At 48.9% G+C, this 24646-nt stretch carries 28 protein-coding genes and 9 pseudogenes; 10 read left to right on the top strand and 27 right to left on the bottom strand.

Going from position 1 to position 24646, the window contains the following annotated elements; all coding sequences use genetic code 11:
- Positions 1-4: 4 nt before the first annotated feature.
- From JCM11217_RS11080 to JCM11217_RS11035, 12 genes and pseudogenes are all read right to left on the bottom strand, one after another.
- Positions 5-592: a precorrin-8X methylmutase gene (locus JCM11217_RS11080; RefSeq protein ID WP_054842939.1), complete on the bottom strand. Its 588-nt coding sequence runs from the start codon at positions 590-592 to the stop codon at positions 5-7.
- A gap of 5 nt (positions 593-597) precedes the next feature.
- Positions 598-759 (bottom strand): hypothetical protein, encoded by a 162-nt coding sequence (locus JCM11217_RS16760; RefSeq protein WP_243679302.1) that lies wholly within the window; start codon positions 757-759, stop codon positions 598-600.
- A 94-nt stretch (positions 760-853) separates the two neighbouring features.
- On the bottom strand, positions 854-1063 hold the full coding sequence (locus JCM11217_RS11075; RefSeq protein ID WP_054842938.1) for a hypothetical protein: 210 nt from the start codon (positions 1061-1063) through the stop codon (positions 854-856).
- A gap of 27 nt (positions 1064-1090) precedes the next feature.
- Positions 1091-1777 (bottom strand): precorrin-6y C5,15-methyltransferase (decarboxylating) subunit CbiE, encoded by a 687-nt coding sequence (gene cbiE, locus JCM11217_RS11070; protein WP_054842937.1) that lies wholly within the window; start codon positions 1775-1777, stop codon positions 1091-1093.
- 121 nt (positions 1778-1898) lie between these two features.
- Positions 1899-2447: a cobalamin biosynthesis protein gene (locus JCM11217_RS11065; protein WP_054842936.1), complete on the bottom strand. Its 549-nt coding sequence runs from the start codon at positions 2445-2447 to the stop codon at positions 1899-1901.
- Positions 2448-2522: 75 nt separating this feature from the next.
- On the bottom strand, positions 2523-2804 hold the full coding sequence (locus JCM11217_RS11060; protein ID WP_243679301.1) for a hypothetical protein: 282 nt from the start codon (positions 2802-2804) through the stop codon (positions 2523-2525).
- 486 nt (positions 2805-3290) lie between these two features.
- Complete coding sequence (locus JCM11217_RS16755) at positions 3291-3458, bottom strand: hypothetical protein (RefSeq protein WP_243679300.1); 168 nt, start codon at positions 3456-3458, stop codon at positions 3291-3293.
- Positions 3459-3564: 106 nt separating this feature from the next.
- Positions 3565-3765 (bottom strand): hypothetical protein, encoded by a 201-nt coding sequence (locus JCM11217_RS11055; protein ID WP_243679299.1) that lies wholly within the window; start codon positions 3763-3765, stop codon positions 3565-3567.
- Positions 3766-4572: 807 nt separating this feature from the next.
- Positions 4573-5694 (bottom strand): annotated as a pseudogene (locus JCM11217_RS11050) (formate--phosphoribosylaminoimidazolecarboxamide ligase family protein).
- Positions 5691-6762: pseudogene (locus tag JCM11217_RS11045) on the bottom strand (formate--phosphoribosylaminoimidazolecarboxamide ligase). The pseudogenes JCM11217_RS11050 and JCM11217_RS11045 overlap by 4 nt, the downstream one beginning before the upstream one ends.
- The gene (locus JCM11217_RS11040) at positions 6762-6986 is read right to left on the bottom strand and encodes a hypothetical protein (RefSeq protein WP_054842933.1); all 225 of its coding nucleotides are present in this window, start codon (positions 6984-6986) and stop codon (positions 6762-6764) included. Before JCM11217_RS11040 ends, JCM11217_RS11045 begins: the two are co-directional and overlap by 1 nt.
- A 31-nt stretch (positions 6987-7017) precedes the next feature.
- A complete protein-coding gene (locus tag JCM11217_RS11035; RefSeq protein WP_054842932.1) occupies positions 7018-7353 on the bottom strand; it encodes a hypothetical protein in 336 nt (111 codons plus the stop codon).
- Positions 7354-7859: 506 nt separating this feature from the next.
- Here JCM11217_RS11035 and JCM11217_RS16750 point away from each other — a divergent pair.
- Entirely contained in the window at positions 7860-8168 is a 309-nt protein-coding gene (locus JCM11217_RS16750; RefSeq protein ID WP_243679298.1) for a hypothetical protein, read from the top strand.
- Positions 8169-8542: 374 nt separating this feature from the next.
- On the opposite strand, the gene JCM11217_RS16745 is transcribed toward JCM11217_RS16750, so the two are convergent.
- The 3 genes and pseudogenes from JCM11217_RS16745 to thiC all read right to left on the bottom strand — a co-directional run bounded on the left by JCM11217_RS16745 (position 8543) and on the right by thiC (position 10864).
- On the bottom strand, positions 8543-8788 hold the full coding sequence (locus JCM11217_RS16745; RefSeq protein WP_243679297.1) for a hypothetical protein: 246 nt from the start codon (positions 8786-8788) through the stop codon (positions 8543-8545).
- Positions 8789-9037: 249 nt separating this feature from the next.
- Positions 9038-9415 carry a 4Fe-4S ferredoxin gene (locus JCM11217_RS11025; RefSeq protein WP_243679296.1) on the bottom strand — a complete coding sequence of 126 codons (378 nt, stop codon included), beginning with the start codon at positions 9413-9415 and terminating at the stop codon, positions 9038-9040.
- A 123-nt stretch (positions 9416-9538) separates the two neighbouring features.
- A pseudogene (gene thiC, locus JCM11217_RS11020) lies at positions 9539-10864 on the bottom strand (phosphomethylpyrimidine synthase ThiC).
- Between the two features lie 88 nt (positions 10865-10952).
- Here thiC and JCM11217_RS11015 point away from each other — a divergent pair.
- The 6 genes and pseudogenes from JCM11217_RS11015 (at position 10953) to purT (ending at position 15482) form a co-directional block, all read left to right on the top strand.
- Positions 10953-11425: pseudogene (locus tag JCM11217_RS11015) on the top strand (PaREP1 family protein).
- A 247-nt stretch (positions 11426-11672) separates the two neighbouring features.
- Positions 11673-12532 (top strand): annotated as a pseudogene (gene pdxS / locus JCM11217_RS11010) (pyridoxal 5'-phosphate synthase lyase subunit PdxS).
- 2 nt (positions 12533-12534) lie between these two features.
- Positions 12535-13151, top strand: a pseudogene (pdxT, locus tag JCM11217_RS11005) (pyridoxal 5'-phosphate synthase glutaminase subunit PdxT).
- Between the two features lie 175 nt (positions 13152-13326).
- A complete protein-coding gene (locus JCM11217_RS11000; RefSeq protein ID WP_054842930.1) occupies positions 13327-13599 on the top strand; it encodes a phosphoribosylformylglycinamidine synthase subunit PurS in 273 nt (90 codons plus the stop codon).
- Positions 13592-14271 (top strand): annotated as a pseudogene (gene purQ, locus JCM11217_RS10995) (phosphoribosylformylglycinamidine synthase subunit PurQ). Before JCM11217_RS11000 ends, purQ begins: the two are co-directional and overlap by 8 nt.
- Positions 14271-15482 (top strand): formate-dependent phosphoribosylglycinamide formyltransferase, encoded by a 1212-nt coding sequence (purT, locus tag JCM11217_RS10990; protein WP_054842964.1) that lies wholly within the window; start codon positions 14271-14273, stop codon positions 15480-15482. The pseudogene purQ and the gene purT overlap by 1 nt, the downstream one beginning before the upstream one ends.
- 130 nt (positions 15483-15612) lie before the next feature.
- Here purT and JCM11217_RS16740 read toward each other — a convergent pair whose 3' ends face one another.
- Both JCM11217_RS16740 and JCM11217_RS10985 read right to left on the bottom strand, forming a co-directional pair.
- Positions 15613-15990 (bottom strand): hypothetical protein, encoded by a 378-nt coding sequence (locus tag JCM11217_RS16740; RefSeq protein ID WP_243679295.1) that lies wholly within the window; start codon positions 15988-15990, stop codon positions 15613-15615.
- Between the two features lie 4 nt (positions 15991-15994).
- Positions 15995-17100: pseudogene (locus JCM11217_RS10985) on the bottom strand (phosphoribosylamine--glycine ligase).
- 186 nt (positions 17101-17286) lie between these two features.
- Here JCM11217_RS10985 and JCM11217_RS10980 point away from each other — a divergent pair.
- Complete coding sequence (locus JCM11217_RS10980; RefSeq protein ID WP_243679294.1) at positions 17287-17964, top strand: phosphoribosylaminoimidazolesuccinocarboxamide synthase; 678 nt, start codon at positions 17287-17289, stop codon at positions 17962-17964.
- Positions 17965-18010: 46 nt separating this feature from the next.
- On the opposite strand, the gene JCM11217_RS16735 is transcribed toward JCM11217_RS10980, so the two are convergent.
- From JCM11217_RS16735 to JCM11217_RS16700, 10 genes are read right to left on the bottom strand one after another with little or no spacing between them, the layout of a single operon-like run.
- Positions 18011-18289, bottom strand: a complete 279-nt coding sequence (locus JCM11217_RS16735) for an AIR synthase-related protein (protein WP_243679293.1) — start codon at positions 18287-18289, stop codon at positions 18011-18013.
- 60 nt (positions 18290-18349) lie between these two features.
- Positions 18350-19018 carry an AIR synthase related protein gene (locus tag JCM11217_RS10975; protein WP_243679292.1) on the bottom strand — a complete coding sequence of 223 codons (669 nt, stop codon included), beginning with the start codon at positions 19016-19018 and terminating at the stop codon, positions 18350-18352.
- Positions 19002-20219, bottom strand: coding sequence for a phosphoribosyltransferase family protein (locus tag JCM11217_RS10970; RefSeq protein ID WP_243679291.1), 1218 nt, complete (start codon positions 20217-20219; stop codon positions 19002-19004). Before JCM11217_RS10970 ends, JCM11217_RS10975 begins: the two co-directional genes overlap by 17 nt.
- Positions 20220-20221: 2 nt before the next feature.
- The gene (locus JCM11217_RS16730) at positions 20222-20455 is read right to left on the bottom strand and encodes a hypothetical protein (protein ID WP_243679290.1); all 234 of its coding nucleotides are present in this window, start codon (positions 20453-20455) and stop codon (positions 20222-20224) included.
- Positions 20422-20955, bottom strand: coding sequence for a hypothetical protein (locus tag JCM11217_RS16725; protein WP_243679289.1), 534 nt, complete (start codon positions 20953-20955; stop codon positions 20422-20424). Before JCM11217_RS16725 ends, JCM11217_RS16730 begins: the two co-directional genes overlap by 34 nt.
- Positions 20868-21554, bottom strand: coding sequence for a hypothetical protein (locus tag JCM11217_RS16720; protein WP_243679319.1), 687 nt, complete (start codon positions 21552-21554; stop codon positions 20868-20870). Before JCM11217_RS16720 ends, JCM11217_RS16725 begins: the two co-directional genes overlap by 88 nt.
- Positions 21554-21916, bottom strand: coding sequence for an AIR synthase-related protein (locus JCM11217_RS16715; protein ID WP_243679288.1), 363 nt, complete (start codon positions 21914-21916; stop codon positions 21554-21556). Before JCM11217_RS16715 ends, JCM11217_RS16720 begins: the two co-directional genes overlap by 1 nt.
- A gap of 14 nt (positions 21917-21930) precedes the next feature.
- Positions 21931-22146: a hypothetical protein gene (locus JCM11217_RS16710; protein ID WP_243679287.1), complete on the bottom strand. Its 216-nt coding sequence runs from the start codon at positions 22144-22146 to the stop codon at positions 21931-21933.
- Complete coding sequence (purL, locus tag JCM11217_RS16705) at positions 22140-23561, bottom strand: phosphoribosylformylglycinamidine synthase subunit PurL (protein WP_243679286.1); 1422 nt, start codon at positions 23559-23561, stop codon at positions 22140-22142. The genes JCM11217_RS16710 and purL overlap by 7 nt, the downstream gene beginning before the upstream one ends.
- 5 nt (positions 23562-23566) lie before the next feature.
- Positions 23567-23758: a hypothetical protein gene (locus tag JCM11217_RS16700; protein ID WP_243679285.1), complete on the bottom strand. Its 192-nt coding sequence runs from the start codon at positions 23756-23758 to the stop codon at positions 23567-23569.
- 101 nt (positions 23759-23859) lie between these two features.
- Here JCM11217_RS16700 and purE point away from each other — a divergent pair.
- Together purE and JCM11217_RS16695 are read left to right on the top strand one after the other, a co-directional pair.
- Positions 23860-24346: pseudogene (purE, locus tag JCM11217_RS10955) on the top strand (5-(carboxyamino)imidazole ribonucleotide mutase).
- Positions 24343-24567 carry a hypothetical protein gene (locus tag JCM11217_RS16695; protein ID WP_243679284.1) on the top strand — a complete coding sequence of 75 codons (225 nt, stop codon included), beginning with the start codon at positions 24343-24345 and terminating at the stop codon, positions 24565-24567. The pseudogene purE and the gene JCM11217_RS16695 overlap by 4 nt, the downstream one beginning before the upstream one ends.
- Positions 24568-24646: the final 79 nt, after the last annotated feature.

Below are 24646 nucleotides of genomic sequence, written 5' to 3'. Positions count from 1 at the left end.
GAGCCTACCCGCCATGCCCCCCCTCCCTTACAATGCTTAGTAATTCATTAAATACGGCCACAGCCACGTTACTACCCCCCCCATACGTACCCCCCCTCACGACCACGCTAGGTATCCCCCCCATCCTGATTAACTCCTCCTTCGCGTCCACAGCATTGGTGAAGCCCGGCGGCGTCGCGATTACCATGGGGACCTCCAAGCCCTCCCTAATCATCTTAATTACCTCGATAAGGGCCGTGGGTGAATTACCGATAATTGGAATCGCGGGCTTGAACTTGCTCAGCCCCCCCATCCTCATTGATGCTGCGGCTCTCGTGATGCCAAGCTCCACTGCTAACTTTGTGACTTCCACATCGTCTATCAGGGTCACGGTGTTACCCCCCCACCTCACGCCGACCGCCACCATCTTAACATCAGTAATTACCGTGGCGTTACCATTAATTAATTCCCTAAATACATTAAATACCTCGGGATCCACATGCATGTACTTAATAAGGGCGGGGGGGTTACCGGTGGCAAACACGGCCTTGGCCACAAGCCTAATAATTGATTCATCGTTAGTACCAAGCTCTCTACGGACCAACTCAACCACCTTATCTAGCTATTTCTTTCAATCTCCTCGGGATCCATGATGTACCTATCCACGTTCACGGATGTGTTCAGGGCGTTGACTATCCTCATAAGCAACGCCTCCTTAACAAGCGCTGAGTCAATTAGCGGCCTTGTAACGTAAACCTCAAACTCGTAACCACCCCCCACGATGCCCTAACCCACTTATTAAACTCCTGAACACCCAGGGACCCCATTATGTCCCTAATCACGTGATTACCAGGGCCTAGAAACGCTAGGGCGATCACAACGCGCTTGGTACCAGAGCAAGAAGCTCCCTTAATGAATCCCTCCAGTTAGGGCTTGAATACTCATTATGAGCAATACTAACATGAGCCATCAAACCCAAGCCACCCAACCTGCCCTTAATGTAACGTTCTAAATCATTGAACCAATCTAGGAATTCAGATCTGCGGGATCCATGGGTTATTACGAGTACCGATGTAGGATTCATATCCTACTTAAAAACTGGACATACATCCTATTTAAAAGAATTACTATCACAGCTGCAGGGCGGTATTACCATGATTGTTAAATCACTAAACTCATTACTTAAGTTTATAACGCTTGAGGCCTTGGCCCTCATAATTCTTTGGTCGTTATACGTGGCTCTTTCAATTATTATGACCTCAGGGTCGCAACCCAAATCCAGAAGCGTCTTGGCGATCAGCCGTGGCCCATGTGGGTATGGAGGTGGTAATACAATGATGAACCTCCTCAGTACCTTTAATATTGTTTTAAGCTCCCTCAGCCTATCGTCTAAAGAACCCCTCACATGCAGGGATATAAATACGGAGGAGTCTAAGTCAATACCCAGTAACCCCAATACCGCATTTACCGAGGAGACGCCTGGTATTACCTCGTAATTAACCCCGTACTCCCTGCATAGCTGCGTTATCTTGGATATTAATTGTGACTCTGACACCGAGGGATCCCCATGTATTAGCAGTGCCGCATCACCATTGACGGCGCTGATCACTAGTTCCTTAAGGCCCTCTGCCTCATTCCTATAACTAAGCCTAATGATCCTCTTACCAACGAGGTATTCACCAAACCTATCAAGCACACTACCCCAACCGGCCACCGTGTCAACTGAGCGTAGTACGTTGAGGCCCTTAACGGTTATTAGCCCTGGATCGCCAGGTCCAGCGCCGATTATGTACAGCATTTAAGGCGTGACTTAATGCCTAGCTTATAAGCGTTAAACCCTCGCCACGGCCACCGTGACCCTCCCAACAACGATCTTCCTAAGTAATAGTGAGGTTCCTCCCGCGGCTAATGCCGCAAGCTCAGCAACACCCCCTAATGCCTAGCCTTCTTAGCTCATCGCTTGGCGGTGTGGCGCATCCGTAATCGATTCTCCGCAATTCATCAACACCTACTAACCTAAAGGGTAAGCCCAATGCCTTGGCTGCTTCGCCGACCCTCGGCTTTATCGAGGCCACGGTCAAGACCCTATTGACTTCAATGCCGAGCCTATCCAACACAGCCCTTATGGCCTTAATTACCTCATCAACGCCGGCCTCATTCATAAGCCCAACCCCCCCAATGATCACCTTATACGGCATGCACCGCAGCACCCTGATACCCCCCCCTAATGATTGTTGTGTATCACCCACGACCACGGCGTATTCACACTCCGTATTAAGCCCAACCATGTAGTTACCCTTGACACCACTTGGTAATTTATCTATGCCGACGATACATACTGGTTTACCACCGAGGAGCGCTGAGTAGAAGCTTGGTAATTCCTCGGTATTGATAATGTCACAGTGAAGAAGCCTGGCTAGTTCCTCAATGCCCGTAATGCCCATGTACTCGGCCGCCGTGGTTATCACGGCCTCGGCCCCCCATTAACTCAGCGATTGCTTCAGCGACCTCGTTGGCACCCCAATGGGCGCTCAATATTGGTATTACGTACTACCCCCCCCATCATCAATGGCAACTACGGCTGGATCCACAACCTTAGACTTAGCGTATTTACAAACTAGCCTGACGGCACCGCTCAACGCCATCACGAGGACTATGGCGTCGAAACAGCCCCAGTACCTGCTTAAATCACCGTCATACTTAATCACCACCGTCGGTACGCCAACCCTCCTCAACAACTTAAATAGCCTATTGGCGGTATCAGCACCGGCATTGCTAGCATAAACAATAAGCACACCTCTCCATAATCTCTCCAGAGCCGACACGATGTAGGATAACAACCCTATTTATAAGCACTACAAATACACACCCAAAATTAATAAACAATACCTTATTCACCGCCATACCTAAAGAATACGTAGTAAAGTATTGGGTCGAGCAACGCTATGACGCCTCCCAGCACCATTGATAACGAGAATTCCGCATAATCCATGAGCAACCCAGCCATAGTACTGCCCAGGCCATACGGAACCTACGTGCGAGCCAGAAGTTTAATTTCCCAGTTCTCGGAATTGTTAAACCTTGTCTTCGTTTAAGACCTGTGGACTCCGGGCGGGGGGGTTATTGACAGCCTAGTCTTGCCATTGCCTTTATTACTGTCTCCACCCTCCTTTCCTTACCCTCACTCACCACCTCATCAAGAATCCTCTTTACACCCCCCCATAGACCTTAGCCATTGACTCTGGGTGTTTCTTGATTCCACCTGGCCTACGTAGACCTCGAAGCCTTTTAAGACTCTTAAACCCAATCCCTTATAGCCGCGCCTCCGGTCTCGTTAAGACCTCTACGGCATTATCGTAATCCTCGCGTTTAACCCTCAACTCCACGTAGCCGTTATTGTTCACGTGCACAGCCATCCTAACGCCTCCAATAACCTTAATTGAAGACCTACCCAGGGACTTAACCCTCATGCCTGCCAACGCTGACGATTGCCTAAGCCCATCAGCATAAGCGAGCCCAAGCCCTCAACTAAAACCCTAATCAATGCATTCTAAGATCGTAAGTTTAATACCCTTCTTTTTAACATTAACGTCGCCATCGCCTAATATAGCGAACAATAGGAACGTAAAACTCCCCCCCATCATTAAGTTTAGGAACCCTCTCAACGGTCCTAGCTTTATTTTCAACCTCATCCTTATTATCCATCGCTATTAATCTCCACATGATACTCACGTCACCTTCATTAAGGTTCACATTGCTTATGTATACATGGTTTTTCCTGACCACGTTATTAACCATTAATGGTTTACCATAACTGATTATTACTTATTACTGGGTATCTCTCTTCGAGCACTCCGTTGGTTAATAATGATCCCGCGGGCTTGAACACATTATCACCGAATAGCTTAGGCATCACGATATTAATACCCTAAGGCCAGTTAGTGATAATGATGCGGTTATACTACCTGTCTTGGCGACTCTTATAATTTCAATCGCCAAGTTCTTCGTGTACATATGCGCTATGAATGACTTACAAGGTAATCAGGCAGGTGAGGGCAATGGGCGATGACGTTGTTAAGCTGAGGTGGAGAGCCACGTACATCATAACGAGAAGCGAGCTGAGGACAATTAAGGTTAGGCATGTTCGCAATGATGGGGGGGTTAATAAGTAAGAATTAATTTTGAGTAAATCCATGAAGTACATGGTTGAGTTGTTAATTAGTGGTGAGAGTGCTTAGGTAATTCTTGCGTAATCCATGAGTAATTTAAGCGTAATTCAAGTGTAATTCATAGGCTAATTAATGAAGTAATCAATATAAGCCACGAACAAACAAGCAATTAAAAAAGCCCATACCTGCCTTGCATTCACACCATTGGGCCACCCACGACCCGGCAAAACCGGGCCGCGGGACCCAATGGTGTGGGTGCATGCAGGGGGGCAAAGTATCGATTATTCAGCATTAATAATACCATTCGTTATTTTAACGTAAATATTGATTTAATGCGCGGAGGTTGCGCTGCTTACTTAGGCGGTTAGGGATGGAGACTTATTTGAGACTTATTGCTGTGAATGATTGCGGAATAAGGCTATGGTTAGGTTATTATCTTTTCTAGGCAATTACCCTCAAGGCATTCCCTAATTTCCATGGCAATCCTCCTGCCCATGCTAATGGGTCTTCCGAAGTACAGCTTGCTATACTGACTGCCAATGCCCATGTATATGTTCGTGCCACCGCCAATCCTGAGGGCCACGTCGAAGACCACTATATCGAGGTCTGAGGTGACCATTAACTGTAGTGTGAATGGCCCAATGACGCCCGGCGGCTCGACCTCCTCGGTGGCCTTAACGAACCTATCACCCACCTCAAAGAGCCTATTGAGCTCGCTCTCCCTGATGGTGGCCGGCTCATGACCGATCTCAATCATCTCCACGTCAAAGTAATCCTTAATCTCCAACTGCACATCAGCCGTGAGCCTCAGTAGCCCATCAAGGTTCGTCTGAATCCTCCTATCAATGCTTAGGATCTCCACCTCATCCCTCGCGACACTCCTGAAGTAATTAACGTTGAAGTGAGCCCCCCCAACGACCAACTCCTCAATCGATGCCCTATTAAGGTCACCCTCACTCACTACCCCCCCATCACTAACGAGCTTTCTAAACTTCCTCCAGAAGTCCTCCCTATCAACGGCAACGAAGAACCCCCCCTCTCAACCCTCTTCCTCGCGTGGGGCATCTTAACCATCACGGGCCTATCAATATCGTCGGGTGAGACGTAGGTCCTAGGTCTCCTAATGCCTGCCCTATCGAGGATCTTGTAATACGTCTTATCCCCCCCAACCCTCTCCTCATACCTAAGCAGGTACCTATTGCCGAATATGGGCACTGGGAATTGGCTCTCGATAGTATCGTAACCCACGTAAACCGAGAAGCTCCTGTTAGGCACGAATATGGTGCTTAACGCCCTCAACTTGCCCACGACATCCTCCCTAGCCACGTCGGCGTACTTATCAAGTATTAACGGAATATCAACAACCCTCCTAAACCTGAGGTACGCCGTCTCCCTACCCTTCTGGCAGACGGCTATCGTCCTGAACCCCTCGTCCTTAGCCCCCATCAAAAACATCAAGGGCTGAGTGGCTTGCTATGGCGGCTATGTGAACCGAATCCACGCCAAGCTTATAATTGCTTAGTAATTCCCTGGCACTATACCTCATGTAACCACCTTCTCCAGCGAGTCCTTCTCAATCGCCATCCTAATCTCCCTAGCAATCCTCCTACCCATACTCATAGGCTCGCCCCCCCAGTAGAGGTATGAGTACGGGCTACCATACACGTATAAATTAGTCCCAGCAACAATCCTCCCAGAGAACTCGAAAATCCTTATATTGGTCTCATCATTAATAACGCCCTCTAGGGAGAAGGGCCCAATTATACCCGGCGGTAGGCTTCTCCTGGTCTCCTCGGTAAATTTAATGCCGTAATCGAGGACCTTGGGCAAAAGGCTCTCCCTAAGCACAAGCGGTATATTACCCACAACGACGAAGGTTGGTTTCAAGCCCATCTCAATTATCACGTCTGGTGGTAACCTCCTTAGACCGTCTATGTTGGTTTCATACCTAATGTCGGCGCCCAGTATCTCGACCCTACCCAGTATTGGGCTGTGGAAGTAGTGTATGTATATCGGTACGCCTATCAGATACTCCTGGACTATGGCTTCCTTGGGCGTCTTCACCAAGCCTCCCTAACCCTCTCCTCAACACCCCCCCTAACCACCTCCTCCCCCCCCAGACCTGGCAATGAAGTAGCCTCTACCACCCTTCGCACCCGGCAACTTGACTATCACTGGCCCATCAACATCATCGCCAACGCCAAAGAGCCTCGGTATTGGTATACCGGCCCTCCTGAGGAGATCCATCTTAGCCCACTGGTCACTCTCAACCCTAAACAGTCTCCTAAGCCCAAAGATGGGCACCTCAATACCCTCGGCGCAATCAAGGCCCACGTACTCCACGTAACTACCGTGAGGCACCAACACGGCATTCAACGACTGGAGCCTCCCAACCACCTCAGGACTACATAGCTCCCTCCAGTTATTGAGGACCACGAAGTGATTAATCAAGTGCCTAAACTGCTCATAGAACCAAAGCCTATCCCTGGGCACGATGGCTACGGTCTCGAAACCCTCGAGCTTGGCCCCCGTGGAATATCTGAAGCGATGAGTGGCTAGCTAGCGTGGCTATGGTGACCCTATCCAGGTCATACCTAGCAAGGACCTCACTCATTACCTACCACCCCCCCAATGAGGGACTTCCATGAACCTGTCGTACAGCTCCCTCGATACGTAGATCGGTAGGTAATCGAAGAATATCAAATCATTGGAGGTGTACCAGGGACCCTCACGCCAGATACACGCCTTACAAATAACCTCACCACCAACCCTATTAACAAGTCTCTCCAGAGTCCTCATTGTGCTGCCCGTCGAAACAACATCATCGAATAGGCACACCCTCCTACCCCCCCTGATAAACTCCGCATCCTCACCGGTAAGTACGAGGGTTTGGGGGTTCCTTAGTCGTTATTGATTTCACTCTCTCAGCAATGTAACCCTTCATGTAACCCTTAACACTCTTTCTAACAATAACGAACCTACCATGGCCGAGGTTTCTAGCCGCCTCATAGGTCATGGCAATGGCTTTAGCCTCAGCCGTAACAATGATATCCGGGTCGTATTGCCTCACCACTTTGGCAACCTCACGACCAGCCCTACCAATGAACTCCACATCACCAAGCACAAGCCCAGCGTCCGAGGCAATCCACAAACCATCACCAATGGGCACTATGGGTAAGCTACGCCTAAGACCGAAGACCTCCACCTCATGAAACGACTGCCCCCCCCATAAACCCTAATAAGTTCCATGTTCGACATAACCTATCAATAATTAATTAATTTTTATTTAAAGGTTACTTACTAAACCTCGGTATATAATACGTTAATTATTTAAACAATTAATTAAATAAAGTTTCTTAAATGAGTCGAAAGGAAGTAGCGTGGATTATTTATTAATCATTTAATTAAACAAATCAATGTGAATTTTTACGCAACTTTTATAAGGTATTATTTAATCAAAAATATCAATGATAAAGTGTGATAATGCCATGATTAAGTATGGCTTAGATCTAGCCTTTCCCGAAAATCCTCATGGATTATGTCAATTCATTGCATGAGCTGATAGTGTGCCTTCGCTTACCTAGGCCCGAGGTTTGGAACACCAATATGCGCACACCTATTCGACCTATTAATTACGGCCATATTAATCACACTGACGGATTTATTCTAAGGAACATTCACGGCACTCTACGCGTAACAATAGGCGCATTGATGTACTTCTTAATTGTTAGTATAGCGGCGATAATAATAGGCATTAAGGGGGGGTCCTTCAGCGTCAATGGATCAACTAGAGTTATATTATCGGTCTTCGGCATATTGCAGGCAATTGTAATGGCCTATTTAACGTATGAGTTCATTGAGTACCCGAACCTATGGGGGGGTGGTAACTGGCTGGCATACAGTGTGGTGATGAGCTCTATGCTACTGGGCATTACAGTATTTTTACTATCACAGCATTTAAATAAGAGGCTTTACGGAATAGACATAGCAATGGCATACGCTGAAATACCACCAGAATAGATTGCCCTTAAGATATTAACAACCCATAAAACAACGCAATTAAAACATAATAGCTATTTTTATATTGCATTAATGTCCAAAATACATTTAAGAATCATCAGTCGTAAATTAAGGTAATGATGAACTTTAAATGGATCATGTATTTCCGTTAATCAGGTATTTGATGATAGAAACATGAAACCTTTAATACCTTATATAAGCTGCATATGATAAGTTCTACACATTCGATACTATGGTTAAGAAGTGAATAATAAATAATATAATAATAGATAGATAGTATGTATATAATAAATAGTATAGTAATTTACCAAATTGAGTTACTACCACCCCCCCAATGGGGGGGTGGAAATTAATCATTGTTATTGTTATGGATTCTATAATCTAGCGGCGGGAAGTAGGTAATACCTCCATAAGACGGTGTTAGCACTATCATGGTGCCTAACAAACCTCATAGCCCTCCCACTTCTGACGTAGCACCTACGTAAATAGTCACTACCTGCAGAACTTTCTTCTGCTTCACGGCAATAGGACATATCAACCTCCCTATCATCACATGATAGGAATCCTGAATAAGTCTGTGAGAAGCTCTGTAAGGCTGCCGAAGAGACCATCAAAGCCATGGTAGTAGCTAGGTTTAGACGAGGCAGGGACTGCTAAGACCCAGGGAGGATGGATAGCAACGTTGCTGTTCAACGCCGTGGATCCAATGAGCAGCAAACTCAGTAATAGGGAGATTAAGCTTGGTGGGTAGGGCGTGGTTCCTGCATGTGGAGGGATTACATAAGGCCATGTTGAAGCTGGGCAGATTGAGGAGGATGTGGGGCACATGGAGGACTTAGTAAAGCAGGGAGTATTGTGAAATAGCACCATTAGGCCCTTGATGCATCGCCTTTACCGGCTCTGGCGAGGCTACTTCTATATTCGAGGCTGTGTCTCGCTAATTCCTCGAGCGCCTCGGGGCTTTTCCTGATCAACTCCTCAACAATCGATAAGTATCTAGCGACTCTCACGGCATTCGGCGATATTTCCCTAAGCTCTTCGCCGTCAAGTACCACGTAGTGCCTCCTGGGTATGTCTTCATTGAGTATGTACTCGGCCTCGTTGACCGATGCGTGAAGTAATGCACAGTGCGGACTGCCATCTATTGAGACTACCGTTATCGACCTCGGCCTTGACGACCGAACCATGCTCGCTATTTTACCGTAAAGCGCCGAGTGCTCACGCTCAGGGCAGGCGAGCAGCACCACCTTATTCTTCGAAATCTCTTGATAGAGTTTCGGGTTTACGAAGGGTAGGCAAGCGGCGACTATCGCAACGTCAGCGCCCCCCTTAACTTGCTAGCCTTAACCCACGTGCTCCAGACCCAAGCCTCATCCATTGGTCTCACCCTTAACCTTCCTAATTTGCTGCATCACCATGAGCATTGGGCAGTAACCGCCGCACATTGTACAACCCTTAACCTTGGGCTCCCCGTACTGCGTGTACACGGCCCAGGCCCTATCCGGGTCTATTAATTTGGATATCATTTCCCTCCACATGAGCTTACCTCTCAACCTACTGACCTCGTCATCCCAGGCCCTGGCCCTCCTGCCGAGCTTTATTATATCCGCCACGTGAGCCGCCACCTTAAAGGCTATCACGCCCTCCTCAACCTGCTTTGGCGTTGGTAAGCCCAGGTGCTCAGCAGGCGTTAGGTAGCATAGTAAGTCCGCGCCAGCCGCCCCCCCAGCAATTGCGGCGCCGATGCGCCCGCGATGTGGTCGTAGGGGGCAGCCACATCGGTAGGAAGCGGCCCCCCCAGGACGTAGTACGGCGCGCCATCCGTTAACTTCTTCATTAGCTTAACATCCCAAACAATCTCGTTAAGTGGTACATGCCCCCCCGGACCCTCAACCATCACCTGAACCCCGGCCTTCCTAGCCCTCTTCACCAGTCTCGCTGCTTCGATTAGTTCAGCCACGTGGAACTCGTCGTGGCTATCTGCCGTGGCTCCTGGGCGTAGGGCGTCGCCTATTGAGATGATGGCGTCGTACTCCTTAAAGAGCTCAAGCACATAGTCCCACCTGGCGTAGAATGGGTTCTCAGCATTATTATGGAGCATCCAGCCAATGAGCATGTCCCCCCCACCCCCCCTAGAGACGATGGTATAACCCTACCGCTCTTCAAAGCCTTAATTGCTAATTCCCTGGTGACGGCTGCATGTATGGTCATGAAGGCTACGCCATCCCTTAAATGCTTCTCGACAACATCAAAGAGCTCATCCTCAGCGAAATAAGCCCCCCCACCACCCTTCCTCTTAAACGAGTCTATGAATGCTTGGTAAGTCGGTACTGTCCCCCCCACGGCAACCTAGACTCCTTAATTATCGCCCTGCGTATCTCATCTAGGTCGCCGCCGGTCGATAGGTCCATTAGCGTGTCGCCCCCCCACTTATTGGCGATCCTAACCTTCTCAAGCTCGGTCTCCAGACTCACGACCTCGCTTGACGTGCCTATATTAACGTTAACCTTAGTCGTTAACCCTAGGCCAACCGCGCTAGCCTTGTCGGGCAATTTAATGTTCCTAATAATTATGGCTCTGCCGCTGGCTATCCTCTTAGCCAGTTTATACTCATCAACACCTTCACGCTTAGCCACAGCCTTAACCTCATCTGGAATTCTACCCTCCCTAACCTCCTCGATTATTGTCTTAGCCATTAATAACTAACTTATTATCCTATTATTAAGCTTTTATTGAACATAGCCTACAAACCCTTTTTAAGGGAACCACGTAATAATTAATCACGTGGAGGAACTGCTTAGGTTGATAAATGAGGAGAGTAGGAATAGGGGGGGTGTTGCCGTAGAGTTATTCCTGGCCGATTTACTGGCTCAGAGACTTGATCCTAAGGATAGGGTTGATATTTATCTGAAGATTCATGAGGAATTACTTAGCATAGTGATGATGAGTATGCCAAGGGCGACTTAGTTCAAGCGAGCGAAAAACTTTGGGGGGGTGCCGTTGCGGCTTTACTTAATGCGATCGCCGAGTTGAGGGGGGGTTGGGATCACTACAGCCATAGGGACTACGACGTAATAATCAATAGATTATTTAAAGAGACAAATGATAAGGAATTACCGCTTTACTTTGGGGGGGCCGCTGAGCGTTTACACGCAAATTTTTACCATAATTTCATGACGAGGGACGAGTATGAGGTGCATAGGGAATACGTTCTTAAATTAATAAATAAGTTAAGGGGGGGTTTATTAAAGCGTTAAATAATGATAATAAACGTCACTTACTACGTTATTAAACGTTTAACAAACCATAAATAATCCCTAAGCAGGCTAATTCCCGATGTCGGTATCACCCTCCTTCGAGTACCTCGAGAAGCTCAGGGACTTCTTCTACGGCATGCTGGAGTTGAGGGATAGGCTTAGGGAGAGGGGATTTAACTGGCCTAGGCCTTATGAGGTGGATGGCGTTGTTACCGGCACGGTGAAGGTTAAGGTTGGCTTCCCATCAATGCTTAGGAATGGGGTCATAATGGACGTGACCAATGTGGAGCAGGCTCAAATTGCTGAGGAGGCGGGTGCTGTTGGCGTAATGGTCCTTGATAAGTTGCCCTACGATGTGCGTAAGGCAGGTGGCGTGGCAGGATGGCTGATGTCAAGGTTATTGAGGATGTGATGAGGCACGTAACAATACCGGTTTCTGCGAAGGTGAGGATTGGTCATTACTACGAGGCCTTTATCCTTGAGCAGGTGGGCGTTGATTTAATAGATGAGTCTGAGGTGCTTACGCCGGTTGATGAGCAGCACCACATCAATAAGTGGTTGTTCACTGTGCCCTTCGTCAATGGATGCCGTGAGTTATGCGAGGCACTTAGGAGGATTAGTGAGGGTGCGTCGATGATAAGGTCTAAGGGTGAGGCGGGCACGGGGAACGTCAGTGAGGCCGTTAAGCACTTTAAGGTTCTTTACAAGGCAATTAATGAGTTATACGCAGCCTATAGGGATGGTGATGAGGAGAGGCTGAGGGACTTCGCCAGGCAGTGCCAGGTACCAGTCGAGTTGGTGACCTTAACGGCTAGGATGGGTAGGTTACCGGTGATCACCTTCGCCGCAGGCGGTATAGCCACGCCGGCCGATGCTGCCTTAATGATGTGGCTCGGCGCCGACGGAGTCTTCGTAGGTTCCGGTATCTTCAAGAGCCAGGACCCGAGGGAGAGGGCTGAGGCCATAGTAATAGCCACTGCGCATTGGGACGACCCGGAGACGGTGGTTGAGGCTCAGAGGATGGTTAGTGAGAAGGCGTCAATGATGGGTATAGACATTAAGTCCCTGAAGCCTGAGGAATTACTTCAGGTAAGGGGGGGTGTTTAGACGTGAAGGTCGGCGTACTCGCATTGCAGGGTGATGTTGAGGAGCACGAGTATGCCATTAGGAGGGCGGCGGATGAGTTGAAGATCAACGTTGATGTCGTTAGGGTTAAGAAGCCCGAGCACTTAAACGGTTTAAACGCCCTAGTAATACCAGGCGGTGAGTCAACCACGATAGGCTCATTGGCCAGTCGTAACGGCCTTCTTGATAGGCTTAGGGACTTAATAATCAATGGACTACCGACGCTGGGCACGTGCGCCGGCGCCATATTCATGGCCAGGGAGGTCAGGGACTCCGTGGTTGGCGAGACTGGCCAGCCAATACTCGGTGTTATGGATATAGCCGTGGTTAGGAACGCCTTCGGTAGGCAGAGGGACTCCTTTGAGGTGGACGTAACTATTGAAGGTATTGGCGCGGTAAGGGCCGTCTTCATTAGGGCGCCAGCATAGTGAAGGTTTGGGGGGGAAATGCAAGGGCGTTGGCTAGCGTTAAGCACCCAAGGCTGGGTAGCGTCATTGCTGCGGCCCAGGAAGACCACATGTTGGCGATAGCCTTCCACCCAGAACTAACGACAACGGCAGTGCATAAGTACTTACTCGAATTGGCGTTGGGTAAGCATTGAGTCGGTGTAATAAAATTAAAGCGTCATCGTCTAAATTTTCAATTTCATTAGTAATTATGTTTTTAACAAATTTAATGGTGCATCGGCTCTCAATTATTGTTTAAATAATTAATTAAACAATAGCCGGTATTCTTCAAGGGAAACCTTTAAATATTTTTAATCATTTAATTAATCAATGGGTAACGTATCGAATAAGTACTTGGTCCATACGGCTATTGTACTTAAGGGTGTTCGAGACCCTGAGGGCGAGACCATACTTAAGGACCTTGTTTCAATTAGTGGTTTTAGTAATGTCAATAAGGTCATCAGCGGTAAGTACCTCGGCTTCATAGTTAACGCGAAGGACGATGCGGAGGCCATAAACTACGTTAGGGAGGTCTGCGAGAGGGCTAGGATATTTAACCCAACGGTCCATAGATTGCTAATACTTGGTGTTGAGAATGCCTAAAGTAGCTGTTATTAGGTTTCCAGGTACTAATGGCGACCTAGACGTAATTCACGTTCTTAAGAATGTGGTTCACATCGACGCCGAGCTGGTTTGGCATGAAGATTTTAGGCACGGCATATACGATGCCATTATAGTACCTGGAGGCTTTAGCTATGGGGATTGGCTAAGGGCTGGCGCAATCGCCGCCAGGTCAAGGGTGATGAGGGAGGTAATCATGGATGCGGAGGGTGGTGTACCCGTACTTGGCATATGTAATGGCTTTCAAATACTCGTTGAGGCTGGATTACTACCTGGGGGGGCATTACTACCCAACGATCCGCCTAGGTTCATAGCAAAGTGGGTTTGGGTCAAGGTCAACGACATTAAGACGCCCTTTACTAAGTTATATTCGCTTGATGAGGTGGTTTCAATGCCCATAGCCCATGGCGAAGGTAGGTATTTCATAGATAGCGTCGACGAGGTCAGGGTGGCTTTCACGTACTATGGCGAGAACCCAAACGGCTCAGCAGCCTTGATAGCCGGTGTGGTTAATTACGAGGCAACGTCCTCGGTCTCATGCCGCACCCAGAGAGGTCGGCGGAAGCCGTACTAACCCCCCCAAGGGGGGGTTTCGTGCCTGGTGGGCTAAAGCTTTGGCTTAGTCTTAGGGATAGCCTCGTGGGTGGTTGGTGATGGAGATTGGTTCACCACTACTTGTGGGTTCCAAGAAGATAATGCTGTTGGGTAGTGGTGAGTTGGGCAAGGAGATGGCCATTGAGGCGCAGCGAATGGGTGTCGAGGTTATAGCTGTCGATAGGTATGACATGGCCCCCCCGGCAATGCATGTTGCCCATAGGAGGTACGTGATTAATATGCTCGATAAAAATGCCATTAAGGCATTGGTGCATAGGGAGGGCCCCCCCGACGCGATCATTGCCGAGATAGAGGCGATAAACACCGACGCCCTTGTGGAGCTGGAGGAGGAGGGCTTCAAAGTCGTGCCCAACGCCAGGGCCGTTAAGATCTGCATGAATAGGATTGAGCTGAGGAGACTGGCTGCGGAGAAGCTTCAATTACCAACCACCAGGTATTTCTTTGCGGAGAGTGTTGAGGATGTGAAGAGGGCGTGCAAGGACTTGGGCTTCCCATGCCTACTAAAGCCGGAAATGAGTTCCAGCGGGCATGGGCACGTACTCATCAGTAAGTATGATGATGTCGAGCGAGGCTTCAAGGAGGCCCTTGCCCATGCGAGGGGGGGTAGTAGTAGTAAGGTTGTGGTTGAGGAGTATGTGAAGATTGACAGAGAATTAACGGTACTAACCTACAGGTACCTGCTGGGCAATAACGTAGTGACCAACACGGTATTACCTATAGAGCATCAGAGACCTGAGGGCGTTTATTACTACGTTGAGTCCTGGCACCCAGCCACGGTGAGTGAGGAAATAATGAAGAGGGCCAGGGATTACGCCATTAGGCTCGTCAATGAGTTAGGAGGGCTTGGGATATACGGTGTGGAAATACTCATAACTAGGGATGGCAGGGTATTATTTAGTGAAGCAGCGCCGAGGCCCCCCCACGACACTGGCCTCGTCACGTTAGTCAGCACGGATATAAACGAGTTTCAGATACACGTGAGAAGCGCCCTTGGGCTACCAACGCCTGAGGTTAAGTTAGTAACGCCGGCAGCAGCCCACGTAATACTCGCGGATACCGAGACCTGGGCGCCTAGGATCACAGGGCTTGAGGAGGCGCTGAGGATACCTGGGGGGGTCCAGGTTAGGTTATTCGGGAAGCCCTTCACGTATAGGCATAGGAGGATGGGCATCGTGTTAGCCACGGGAAGTACGGTACAGGAGGCCAGGGAGAAGGCTAGGTTAGCTGCGTCACTAATTAAGGTTAGGTAAAGGATATATTTGGATATTTTAAAGTTAAAAACTAAACTAATTAAAAAATTATTTTTAAATAGTTCCTGAGAGCTTTACTGATAAGCGCAAGGCTTGGCACCTCCTTGTTATTTAGCCACAATGGCGCGTTTTATGCGTAATCATATATAGTGATTTCACCACCAGGTACCCAGTCAATCCTTACCCTGCCCAGCCCATGTTCTCTTCTCCATCTATAGACTGCCCTGACGCGCTCGGCGTCTTTAATCCTCCTCTCAATTAATTCCCTACCCCCCCCTATATCCCGCCTATGTATTAATTGCCAATCAGGTGACTTGATGCTGGCTATGCAATTCTCGATTCTTTCATAGACCTCCTCATACGTGCTGCCCACGACGAGTACCTCGACGGCCCTGGAGCCCAGGGTTTTATAAAGCCCACCCTCCTCAACTACTGAGCCGAAGTAAACCTCACAACCCAACCTCCTTATTTTATCCATGTCCATGGTTATTGTTCTTCCACGTGCCAATTCCCTATTGTGTGGGTAGCCCAGGGGGCGCCACGGCCTTTGAGATCGCGACAACGCCCTCTCTAAATGAGAACTTAATGCTCGCTAACCTACCCTCCACCGCAGCCTCGATGATTTCAAGTAAGTCGCCGTTCAGCATCGCTAATGCGTTGAGGACCTCTGGGTCACCAAACCTACTGTAGTACTCGATGAGTGTTGGTCCGTACGTCGTGAGCATGAATTGACCGCTTAATACGCCGACGTACCTAAGGCCAACCTCACGTTGTAGTGCGTCCAAGGTTCTCCTCACTATTTCGACGCTTTCCCCCCCATACTCTTCCTGGGTTAAAAATGGCAGTGCGGGTCCTGGACCGACTATGGCCCCCCCATCCCACCGCACTCGGGGCCTACGTCATAGTCAAACACATGCGGGTGATCCTGGATTGGTGGTAGGGCTATGATAGATTTACCGTCGGTGATTACCTGAACCGTGTACTCAACTCCAGTCACTGCCTCCTCGATGACTATTAAATCATCGATGTCGCCATATGCCTTAACATCGCTTGATGCCGTGATCACTTGGGTAGCCTTAGCCTTATTAAGACTGTCCCTAAGGTAGGCCTGCCTATCCCAGAATACCCTAACGCCCTTACCACCGCTTTGTCTGGCCGGCTTTATCGCGACGGAACCTGCACTGGATACGTACTGCAATGCCTCGTTAATGTCCCTAAACGCCCTAAAGGCTATCCTACCTGGTATCCTATACTTCCACATTAGGGTCCTCGCGAAGGCCTTACTCTGTTCTATCATGGCTAGTAACTTAGGAACCCCCCCGAAGGTGGGTATACCAAGCTCGATAGCCTTATCGGCAACGCCGGCGAACTGCGGTTCCTCGGGCCCAATAACCACGATGTCAGGATTAACCCTATCAACAGCGTTGATCAAGCCATTTGGATCTAACCTAGACTTAATCAATTCACCGCCCGTTTTCTCCACGATCCTTTTGATCCCAGGATTTTCATGCATCACCAACGCGCTTATCCTAGGCTCGTGAACGCTCAAACTAAGCCTTGCGGCCAGGGCATGCTCCCTCGCACCGTCGCCCACGATTAGGACCTTACTCCTTATCATAATTAATTAAATTAATTGCGTACCCCTTAATAATTGTTATCCTTAAATTGTTTAATTAAATAATTAAACATATTGTTAAAATAATTAATTAAACAATAAAGGGGGGGTATAATCACGGTATTACCTAGGTATTTATTTAATCAATTAAGTAAACCTTAAATAACCGGCGCCAGATTTGGATTAAGTATGGTTAGTAATTGGGTTGGGGGGGAGTTGATATATGAGGGTAAGGCCAAGAGGGTTTATAGGGTTAATGATGAGCTCCTCGTCATGGAATTTAAGGATGAGGTCACGGCATTTGACGGCGCCAGGAAGGAGCTTGCGCCTGGTAAGGGTAGGTTAGCCGCGGCTCAGACTGCATTCTTCATGAGATTATTAGGTAGGTACGGCATTAAGAATCACCTGGTTGATTGGGATGGCGATAGGAAAATATTGGTGAGGGGGGGTCTCAGGATGATACCAATAGAGGTGATTGTAAGGAATTACGCCTACGGCTCATTCCTAAAGAGAATGCCTCTAGTAAAGCCAATGACGAGGTTCAGCAAGCCCCTCGTTGAGTTTCACCTGAAGAGTGACGAGCTTCACGACCCATTAATAACCACCGACGATATAATAGAGGCTGGCTTAGCAAAGCAGGAGCAGTTGAATGAGATAACGGGTATTGCATTAAGGGTTAATGAGATTTTGAGTAACTACATGGTGAGTAGGGGATTAACACTCGTAGATTTTAAACTTGAGTTTGGCTTTGATAAGTCAGGCAACTTGGTTCTCGCTGATGAGTTGAGTGGTGATACCATGAGGATACTGATCAATGGTAGGCACTTGGATAAGGAATTATTTAGGAGGGGGGGCGCCTCAGCCTAGACTTGGTCAGAGCCTATGAGGAGATGAATAGGCTACTCGGCATATCCTAAAGCCTCACCCTAAGGCCGCCTGGCGTTAAAATATTAATACCACCGCCATTAATGACCCTACCAAGGACCCAATGGTTAAGGCCCAGCGCCCTAATCACCTTGGTAACCTCCTTCACGTACTCCTCACTCGTCAAGATCACGAGTCCAATGCCCATGTTAAATACTCTATACATTTCGTCCCACTCAATGTTGCCTGAGTCTTTAATTACCTTGAAGATGCATGGCGGTTCAGGGACCTCGAGCTCAACGCCTAAATCACCAATAACACGCCTCAACTTAGTAAATCCCCACCCGTCACGTGAACCGCGGCCTTGATTAACCCACGGCTATAAAGCTCAATCAATAAGTCCCCCGTAGTAAGCCGTTGGTTTCAACAACCAATTGACTAATTCATCACCGCAGACCTCGGCATTCAAGCCATACTTACCTAACAGGACTTTACGGGCTAGGGTGTAACCATTCATGTGAAGACCGCTGGACTCGACACCTATGGCCACATCACCAACCCCCCCAGCCTTACCCACCACCCTGACCCTCCTGACCCCCCCAAGTACGGTACAAGAGACGTCAATACCATTGACCAGGTCAGGCATTATAGCCGTCTCACCACCCAGCAACATTGCGCCAGCCCTGGCGGCTGCGTCCCTAATGCCCTTAAGGACCTTATCCACGGCGTCGGCATCATTATTGGATATTGCTATATAATCCGTGGCCGCAATCGGTACAAAGCCATCGCATGCTATATCGTTAACGTTACCGACGACGCAGTCCCAGCCAATCACCTCAAGCCTGCCCGTGGACCAGGCAATCATTGACTTGGTACCAACACCATCCGTGTGCAGCGTTATTTCGTAGTTGCCCAGATTTATCGACCTCGTAAAACCGCCCTCTATCAGCTTGATGCCAAGTTCATTGGCAAGTTCATGGATTACCTCACGGGCTATTGAGTGCATCTCCCAATGCCTAGTTAGGCTTACTCCAGCCTTTTCATATGTCCAGCCCACGCCCACCACCCATGCAGTACGTGCATATGTAATCCCTGCCAATACCCACCTCATCGGCCGCTTCGTATAGGTCCTCAAGACTTAACCACGTTAACGAATCGACCTCAAGCACCCTCTGGGCGTCCTCATCATTGAAAGTATTGGTGAGTAATTGATTATTAGGCGGCATGTCAACGCCGTAGGGACATGACCTAACTATCCTCGGGCTAGCTATGGCCACGTGGATCTCACTCACGCCCGCCCTATGCCTAAGGACTTGGGATGCCTCCTTAATGGATAGTCCAGTAAGTAGCGAATCATCGATTAAAAGGACTCTCTTACCCCCCCTAACTGCGCTGGTGACTGGGCTGAGCTTTAGATGAATGGAAGATAACTTATCAATCAGGTCCTTCCTCAAAGCCGACCTACGCCTCTCGATGTTCATGAGGGCGTACTCAAAGGGCTTTCTCAACGCCTCGGCAACCTTAATGCCGTAGATCACGCCCGTCTCCGGCATGCCAATAACGACATCGAAATCGCTCATTCTATCCATTAATCTCCCAGCCAACTTACTCGCTAATACCCTCCTGAATTCATAGACGGAGTAGCCGTCAATCTCTGAGTCAGGCCTTGATAAGTATATAAACTCCACGGCACATAGCCTACCCCCCCTGGAGTTATTGAGACCCTCTATTATCGAGAGGTTCAACCTACTGACTCTAATGGTTGATCCAGGCCTTATAAACGTCCTTACATCACCGCCCAGTGCGCCTATGGCTGAGCTCTCGTTGGTTATCATGGCCAGGTCGAAGCCGTATGCACCGAGAACTAGGTTCCTTAACCCAGTGATGGGCCTATGCGCGATCAATTCGCCGTTACTCGTTAGAGCAATCAATGACGTGTATGAAAGGGCCTTGACCTCATTATCAATCAGCCTACATACGTCCTCAGGCCTTATTACGAGACCTTCGAGGCAATACGCAACATCTGCATCACCGCACCTTACCACACCTCTAGAGTCGCTGTTTGTACTGAGGCATAACAGGCCAGCCTCGCCGCTTAAGGCGTTGTTCCCCTCCTTAACCTGAAACGTGGTTAATCCATTACCTTTACTGAATATTGCGGCCCAGCCATCATCACCCCTATGTCTAAGCACTGGCACTGCGTATTTCATTAATTCACTCACATTCCAACCATCGTGGAAGGATGTCACGCCGACCATCCCTACGGCTCCCATAACCTATCACTTGTGAATGCCTTTTCGGCCTCGTCAATATTTATCGTGAATGGATAATTACCCGTGAAGCAGGCGGTACATAGCTCGGTGGTTCCAATGGCGTTTATTAATTCGTCAACCGTTAGGTAGACCAGGGAGTCTGCACCGAGGTATTTCCTAACCTCATCTATTGACCTACCGTGAGCCACTAGTTCACGCCTAGTTGGGAAGTCCATGCCCATGAAGCATGGGTACCTAATTGGCGGTGAGGAGACCCTAACGTGGATGGCCCTCGCACCTGAAGCCTGAGCTTAGGCAAGACCTTCCTAAGGGTATCACCCCCCCTTATGATCGAGTCGTCAACTAAGGCTATGGATGCGCCCCCCCTGGTCGCATCCTTAACCACGCTATACATGTCCACAGACCTTTCCCTAGGCGGCTTAATGAAGCCGCGCCCAACGTATCTATTCTTAATTACGACATCGTGGATCGGCTTGCCAATACCACTCGCGTAGGCCTCCGCTGCAACCCTAGCGGTCTCGGGTATTGGCGATACAAAGTCGATGTCGTGAGTGGTCTCCTTACGGGCCAACGCCATGCCGAGCCTACGCCTAGCCTCATAGACGTTAATACCGTTGAAGTAGGAGTCGGGCCTTAGGAAGTAGATATACTCAAGCGCACAATAAGCTCTCCTAACCCTGGGACCCTCAATCCAATACTCCCTACCAGACCCACGTAACACAAGGGCCTTCCCAGCTCCACCTCACGCCAACTCATACCCAATGTCTCAAGCACCGCCGTCTCCGAAGCTATGGCTATGCCATTGCCATCACTACCAATGGCAAGAGGCCTAATGCCCCAGGGATCCCTAACCACTATTAGGGAATCCTTCCAAATAGCTATTATGGAGTAGCCACCACGTAATGTGCGGAAAAGCTCATTAACACCGCCATCAATACCCCCCCGCCTAGTAAGTAATTCCCTCATGTAATGGGCCAAAACCAAGGCATCATAATTCGTCCCAACATTTACGCCGAGATCCCTTAGTCTCTTAATTAATTCGATGTAGTTACTTATTGTGCCATTAAATACCAGGGCAAAGTCATTACCAAGCACGATAGGTTGAAGCTCAACACCATAGGGACCGCTCGTACTATACCTAGCATGTCCAAGGCATAGCGTTGAATCCGTTGTTAAAGAATTGCTTAACTTAATAAGCGATCCATTTATACGGCATACAAATGACACCCCCTCCTGACCCCCCCTATGAATTAGCCATGGAGCCATCTTAACCACGTAATTACCCGCATTAGGGCCTAAGAATGCCCATATGCCGCACATCACAACGCACCCCCCCATAATGAGTTGTACGCGGTCTTCAGGTCATTTAATTTTAGTGTCATTAATTCACGACCTCCCCCCCAGCGGACTACCACGTAATCACCGCCTGAACTGCCTATTACTGAGAATGGCACGCCTAAGTCAGTGAGGATGCTCGTTGCCTTATCAATATCCTTATTTCTAACCTCAACAACATACCTCGCGTTGGTCTCGGAGAACGCCAATACCGTTGGGTCAATACCGCATTCATCGGTTGGCACCCTGGATAGGTCGATGTTGAAGCCGACCCCCCCATTAATCAGGGCCATCTTACTTAATGTAGTTAATAACCCGCCAACGCCGATATCCATTGAAGCGGTCACTAAGCCTTCTTGGATTAATCTAAGGACAGCCCTCGAGTTTTTAACTTCATCCCTCGGCCTTGGCTTGGTGGTATGCCTCTGACTATGCCGTGAACCGCGTATAGGTACTCAGACCCTCCCACCTCGGCCGATGTGTTACCTATGATTATTATTGACCCACCACCAATGAGCCCGCCATCGACGACCTTATCAACGTCATTCACTTGGCCCAGCACGGCAACGGCTACCACGGCTTAATCACGTTGCCATTAACGTCCTCATTATAGAAGCTAACCTTACCACCAACTATTGGCACGCTCAGCTCCCGCGCCATCCAGGAAAGCCCCCCCAGCACCGAGTTCACGAAGTACCAGTACCTATCGGGCTTCTCAGGATTGCCTACGTTTATCGAATCGACGGCAGCCAGGGGGGGCTCCGCGCCGACGGCCACCACGTTCCTATAGGCCTTGGCTAGGGAATTAGCAGCCCCGATGAATGGGTCGAGAAATGAATACCTTGGGTTAGCGTCGGCCTTCACCGCAATCCCCAGCTTACCATCACCTCCATCAATATCAAGGAACCTAAGCACCGCCGCGCCGGCCCTGCCTGGCTTAATCACGGTCCTAACGCCGACCTCGTAGTCATAAAGGCTGAATATGGGCTCCTTAGACGCAATGTTTGGGCTACTTAATATTTTAGTCAATGCCTTATCAAGTGGTATCTCGGGCAACTCTGGTATTATCCTTAATTTGCTTAGGTACTGTGGCTCCTTTACGTCATAATTAGTCTCTGGTGCGTGCGTGATGAGCTTAACGGGTAGGTCTATGATTTTATCACTACCGTAATAGGCCGTAAACCTGCCATCGCCCGTCAACGCACCTATTACGTCATAGCCAACACCGTACCTCCTCAACACCTCTTCTACCTCATTAAGGACGCCTTTACTCACTACGATCACCATCCTCTCCTGGGATTCTGAGACCAGGATCTCCTCGGGCGGCATGGTCTCCCTAGTCCTAATTCTATCCAGGCGAATCTCAATACCAAGTCCGAATTGATCGGCCAGCTCACTGAGTGCTGTGGCTAATCCTCCACCGCCCACGTCCTTTATCGCCTTAATTAACCTACGGCTCCTTAACTCAATCACAACGTCGATCAGCAGCTTCTCAAGCAATGGATTACCGACCTGCACGGCGCCTATTTCATTTCTATCCCTGTCCAGGACCTTGGATGCGAAAGAGCTGCCAAGCATTCCATCCCTACCCACGTCATTGCCTATGACCAGGACTAAGTCGCCAGGGCTTGCCTCACCGAGTATCACGTCCTCCGGTCTGCCCACGCCAACGCACGTTACTAGGACTATCGGGTTCGTGGTGAACGACTCATCAAACCACACCTCGCCGGCAACCACGGGCACCCCCCCAATCCTATTCCCATAATCCGAAATGCCCCCCCTAACAACATTCCTCATCAACCACTGGGGGGGGTGGGGGGGATCATTCAATGGGCCGAAGTGTAGGTTGTCCATTAACGCTATGGGCCTTAAGCCTGTGGTTAATATATCTCTTACAATGCCGCCAATGCCCGTTGCGGCGCCGTCGTAGGGGTCCACGGCGGATGGGTGGTTATGACTCTCTATCTTGAAACTAACAACTAGGTTTCCCACGCGTATTAATGGCGCATCAAGCCAGGCCCCCTAATTACGTGCGGTGCCTTACTGGGCAGTAACTTAAGGAACCTCCTACTGCTTTTATACGAGCAATGCTCACTCCACTCAGCCTCAAACACAAGCCACTCAGCCTGCGTTGGCTCTCTCCCTAGGGATTTCCTAATTATTGACTTCTCATTATCGTTAAGGGGCATGGCGTCGATCACCATTTAATTTTTTATTTAAACAATACACGGACATACTAGGTTAATAGTGAAAAAAGACTTTTAAATTTTTCTTTAAACAATTAATCATAATGAGCACAAAACCACTGGTTGGAGTGATAATGGGCAGTAAAAATGACTGGGACGTGATGAGGGAGGCCGTGGAATTGCTCAATAAATTAGGCATACCCAACGAGGCCAGGGTTGTCTCGGCCCATAGAACGCCGGAACTCATGTTCGAGTACGCAAAGACGGCGCTCGACAGGGGGGGCCTAGAGGTAATAATAGCCGGCGCTGGCGGCGCGGCTCACCTACCGGGTATGACGGCATCACTGACGCCCCTACCCGTAATTGGCGTACCAATACCAAGCAAGCACTTGAATGGTCTTGACTCATTACTATCAATAGTACAGATGCCCTTTGGCACCCCAGTGGCTACTGTCGCCATAGGTAATGCAAAGAACGCCGCATTGCTGGCCGCGAGGATACTTGGTATTAAATACAAGCATCAGAGCTAGGGTGATTGAATTAATGGAATCGATGAAGAACGAAGTACTAAACACGGTGATTAGTCTATGAGTAGGGTATTAGGTATCCTAGGCGGTGGGCAACTGGGCTTGATGATGGTTTTAGAGAGCAAAAAACTAGGCATTAAATTCCTCGTACATGACGAAAACCCGGAGGCACCTGCACTAGGCGTGGCTGATGGTAAGTACTTCGGTGGTTCATGGAAGGAACTAGTGGATAAATCCGACGTAGTCACCTTCGAATTTGAGCACGTGAACCCCCCCTCGCGGTAAGTACTGCTGAATCACTCGGCAAGTTAAGGCCTAGTTCGCTAACGATATGGCTAAAGCAGGACAAGATTCGTGAGAAGAC

It is taken from the genome of Vulcanisaeta distributa JCM 11217 (assembly GCF_001316005.1).
GTDB classification, from domain to species: domain Archaea; phylum Thermoproteota; class Thermoprotei; order Thermoproteales; family Thermocladiaceae; genus Vulcanisaeta; species Vulcanisaeta distributa_B.
This window is presented reverse-complemented; position numbering and strand designations above follow the sequence as displayed.

Bases quoted from the DNA above. Each gene is read 5' to 3' on its own strand.
- JCM11217_RS11075 (WP_054842938.1), bottom strand. From the start codon at position 1,063: ATGAATCCTACATCGGTACTCGTAATAACCCATGGATCCCGCAGATCT.
- cbiE (WP_054842937.1), bottom strand. From the start codon at position 1,777: ATGCTGTACATAATCGGCGCTGGACCTGGCGATCCAGGGCTAATAACC.
- JCM11217_RS16750 (WP_243679298.1), top strand. From the start codon at position 7,860: ATGTACTTCTTAATTGTTAGTATAGCGGCGATAATAATAGGCATTAAG.
- JCM11217_RS16745 (WP_243679297.1), bottom strand. From the start codon at position 8,788: ATGGCTTTGATGGTCTCTTCGGCAGCCTTACAGAGCTTCTCACAGACT.
- JCM11217_RS11000 (WP_054842930.1), top strand. From the start codon at position 13,327: ATGGGTAACGTATCGAATAAGTACTTGGTCCATACGGCTATTGTACTT.
- purT (WP_054842964.1), top strand. From the start codon at position 14,271: ATGGAGATTGGTTCACCACTACTTGTGGGTTCCAAGAAGATAATGCTG.
- JCM11217_RS10980 (WP_243679294.1), top strand. From the start codon at position 17,287: ATGGTTAGTAATTGGGTTGGGGGGGAGTTGATATATGAGGGTAAGGCC.
- JCM11217_RS10970 (WP_243679291.1), bottom strand. From the start codon at position 20,219: ATGGTCGGCGTGACATCCTTCCACGATGGTTGGAATGTGAGTGAATTA.
- JCM11217_RS16730 (WP_243679290.1), bottom strand. From the start codon at position 20,455: ATGGGCATGGACTTCCCAACTAGGCGTGAACTAGTGGCTCACGGTAGG.
- JCM11217_RS16720 (WP_243679319.1), bottom strand. From the start codon at position 21,554: ATGTGCGGCATATGGGCATTCTTAGGCCCTAATGCGGGTAATTACGTG.
- JCM11217_RS16700 (WP_243679285.1), bottom strand. From the start codon at position 23,758: ATGCCCCTTAACGATAATGAGAAGTCAATAATTAGGAAATCCCTAGGG.
- JCM11217_RS16695 (WP_243679284.1), top strand. From the start codon at position 24,343: ATGAGTAGGGTATTAGGTATCCTAGGCGGTGGGCAACTGGGCTTGATG.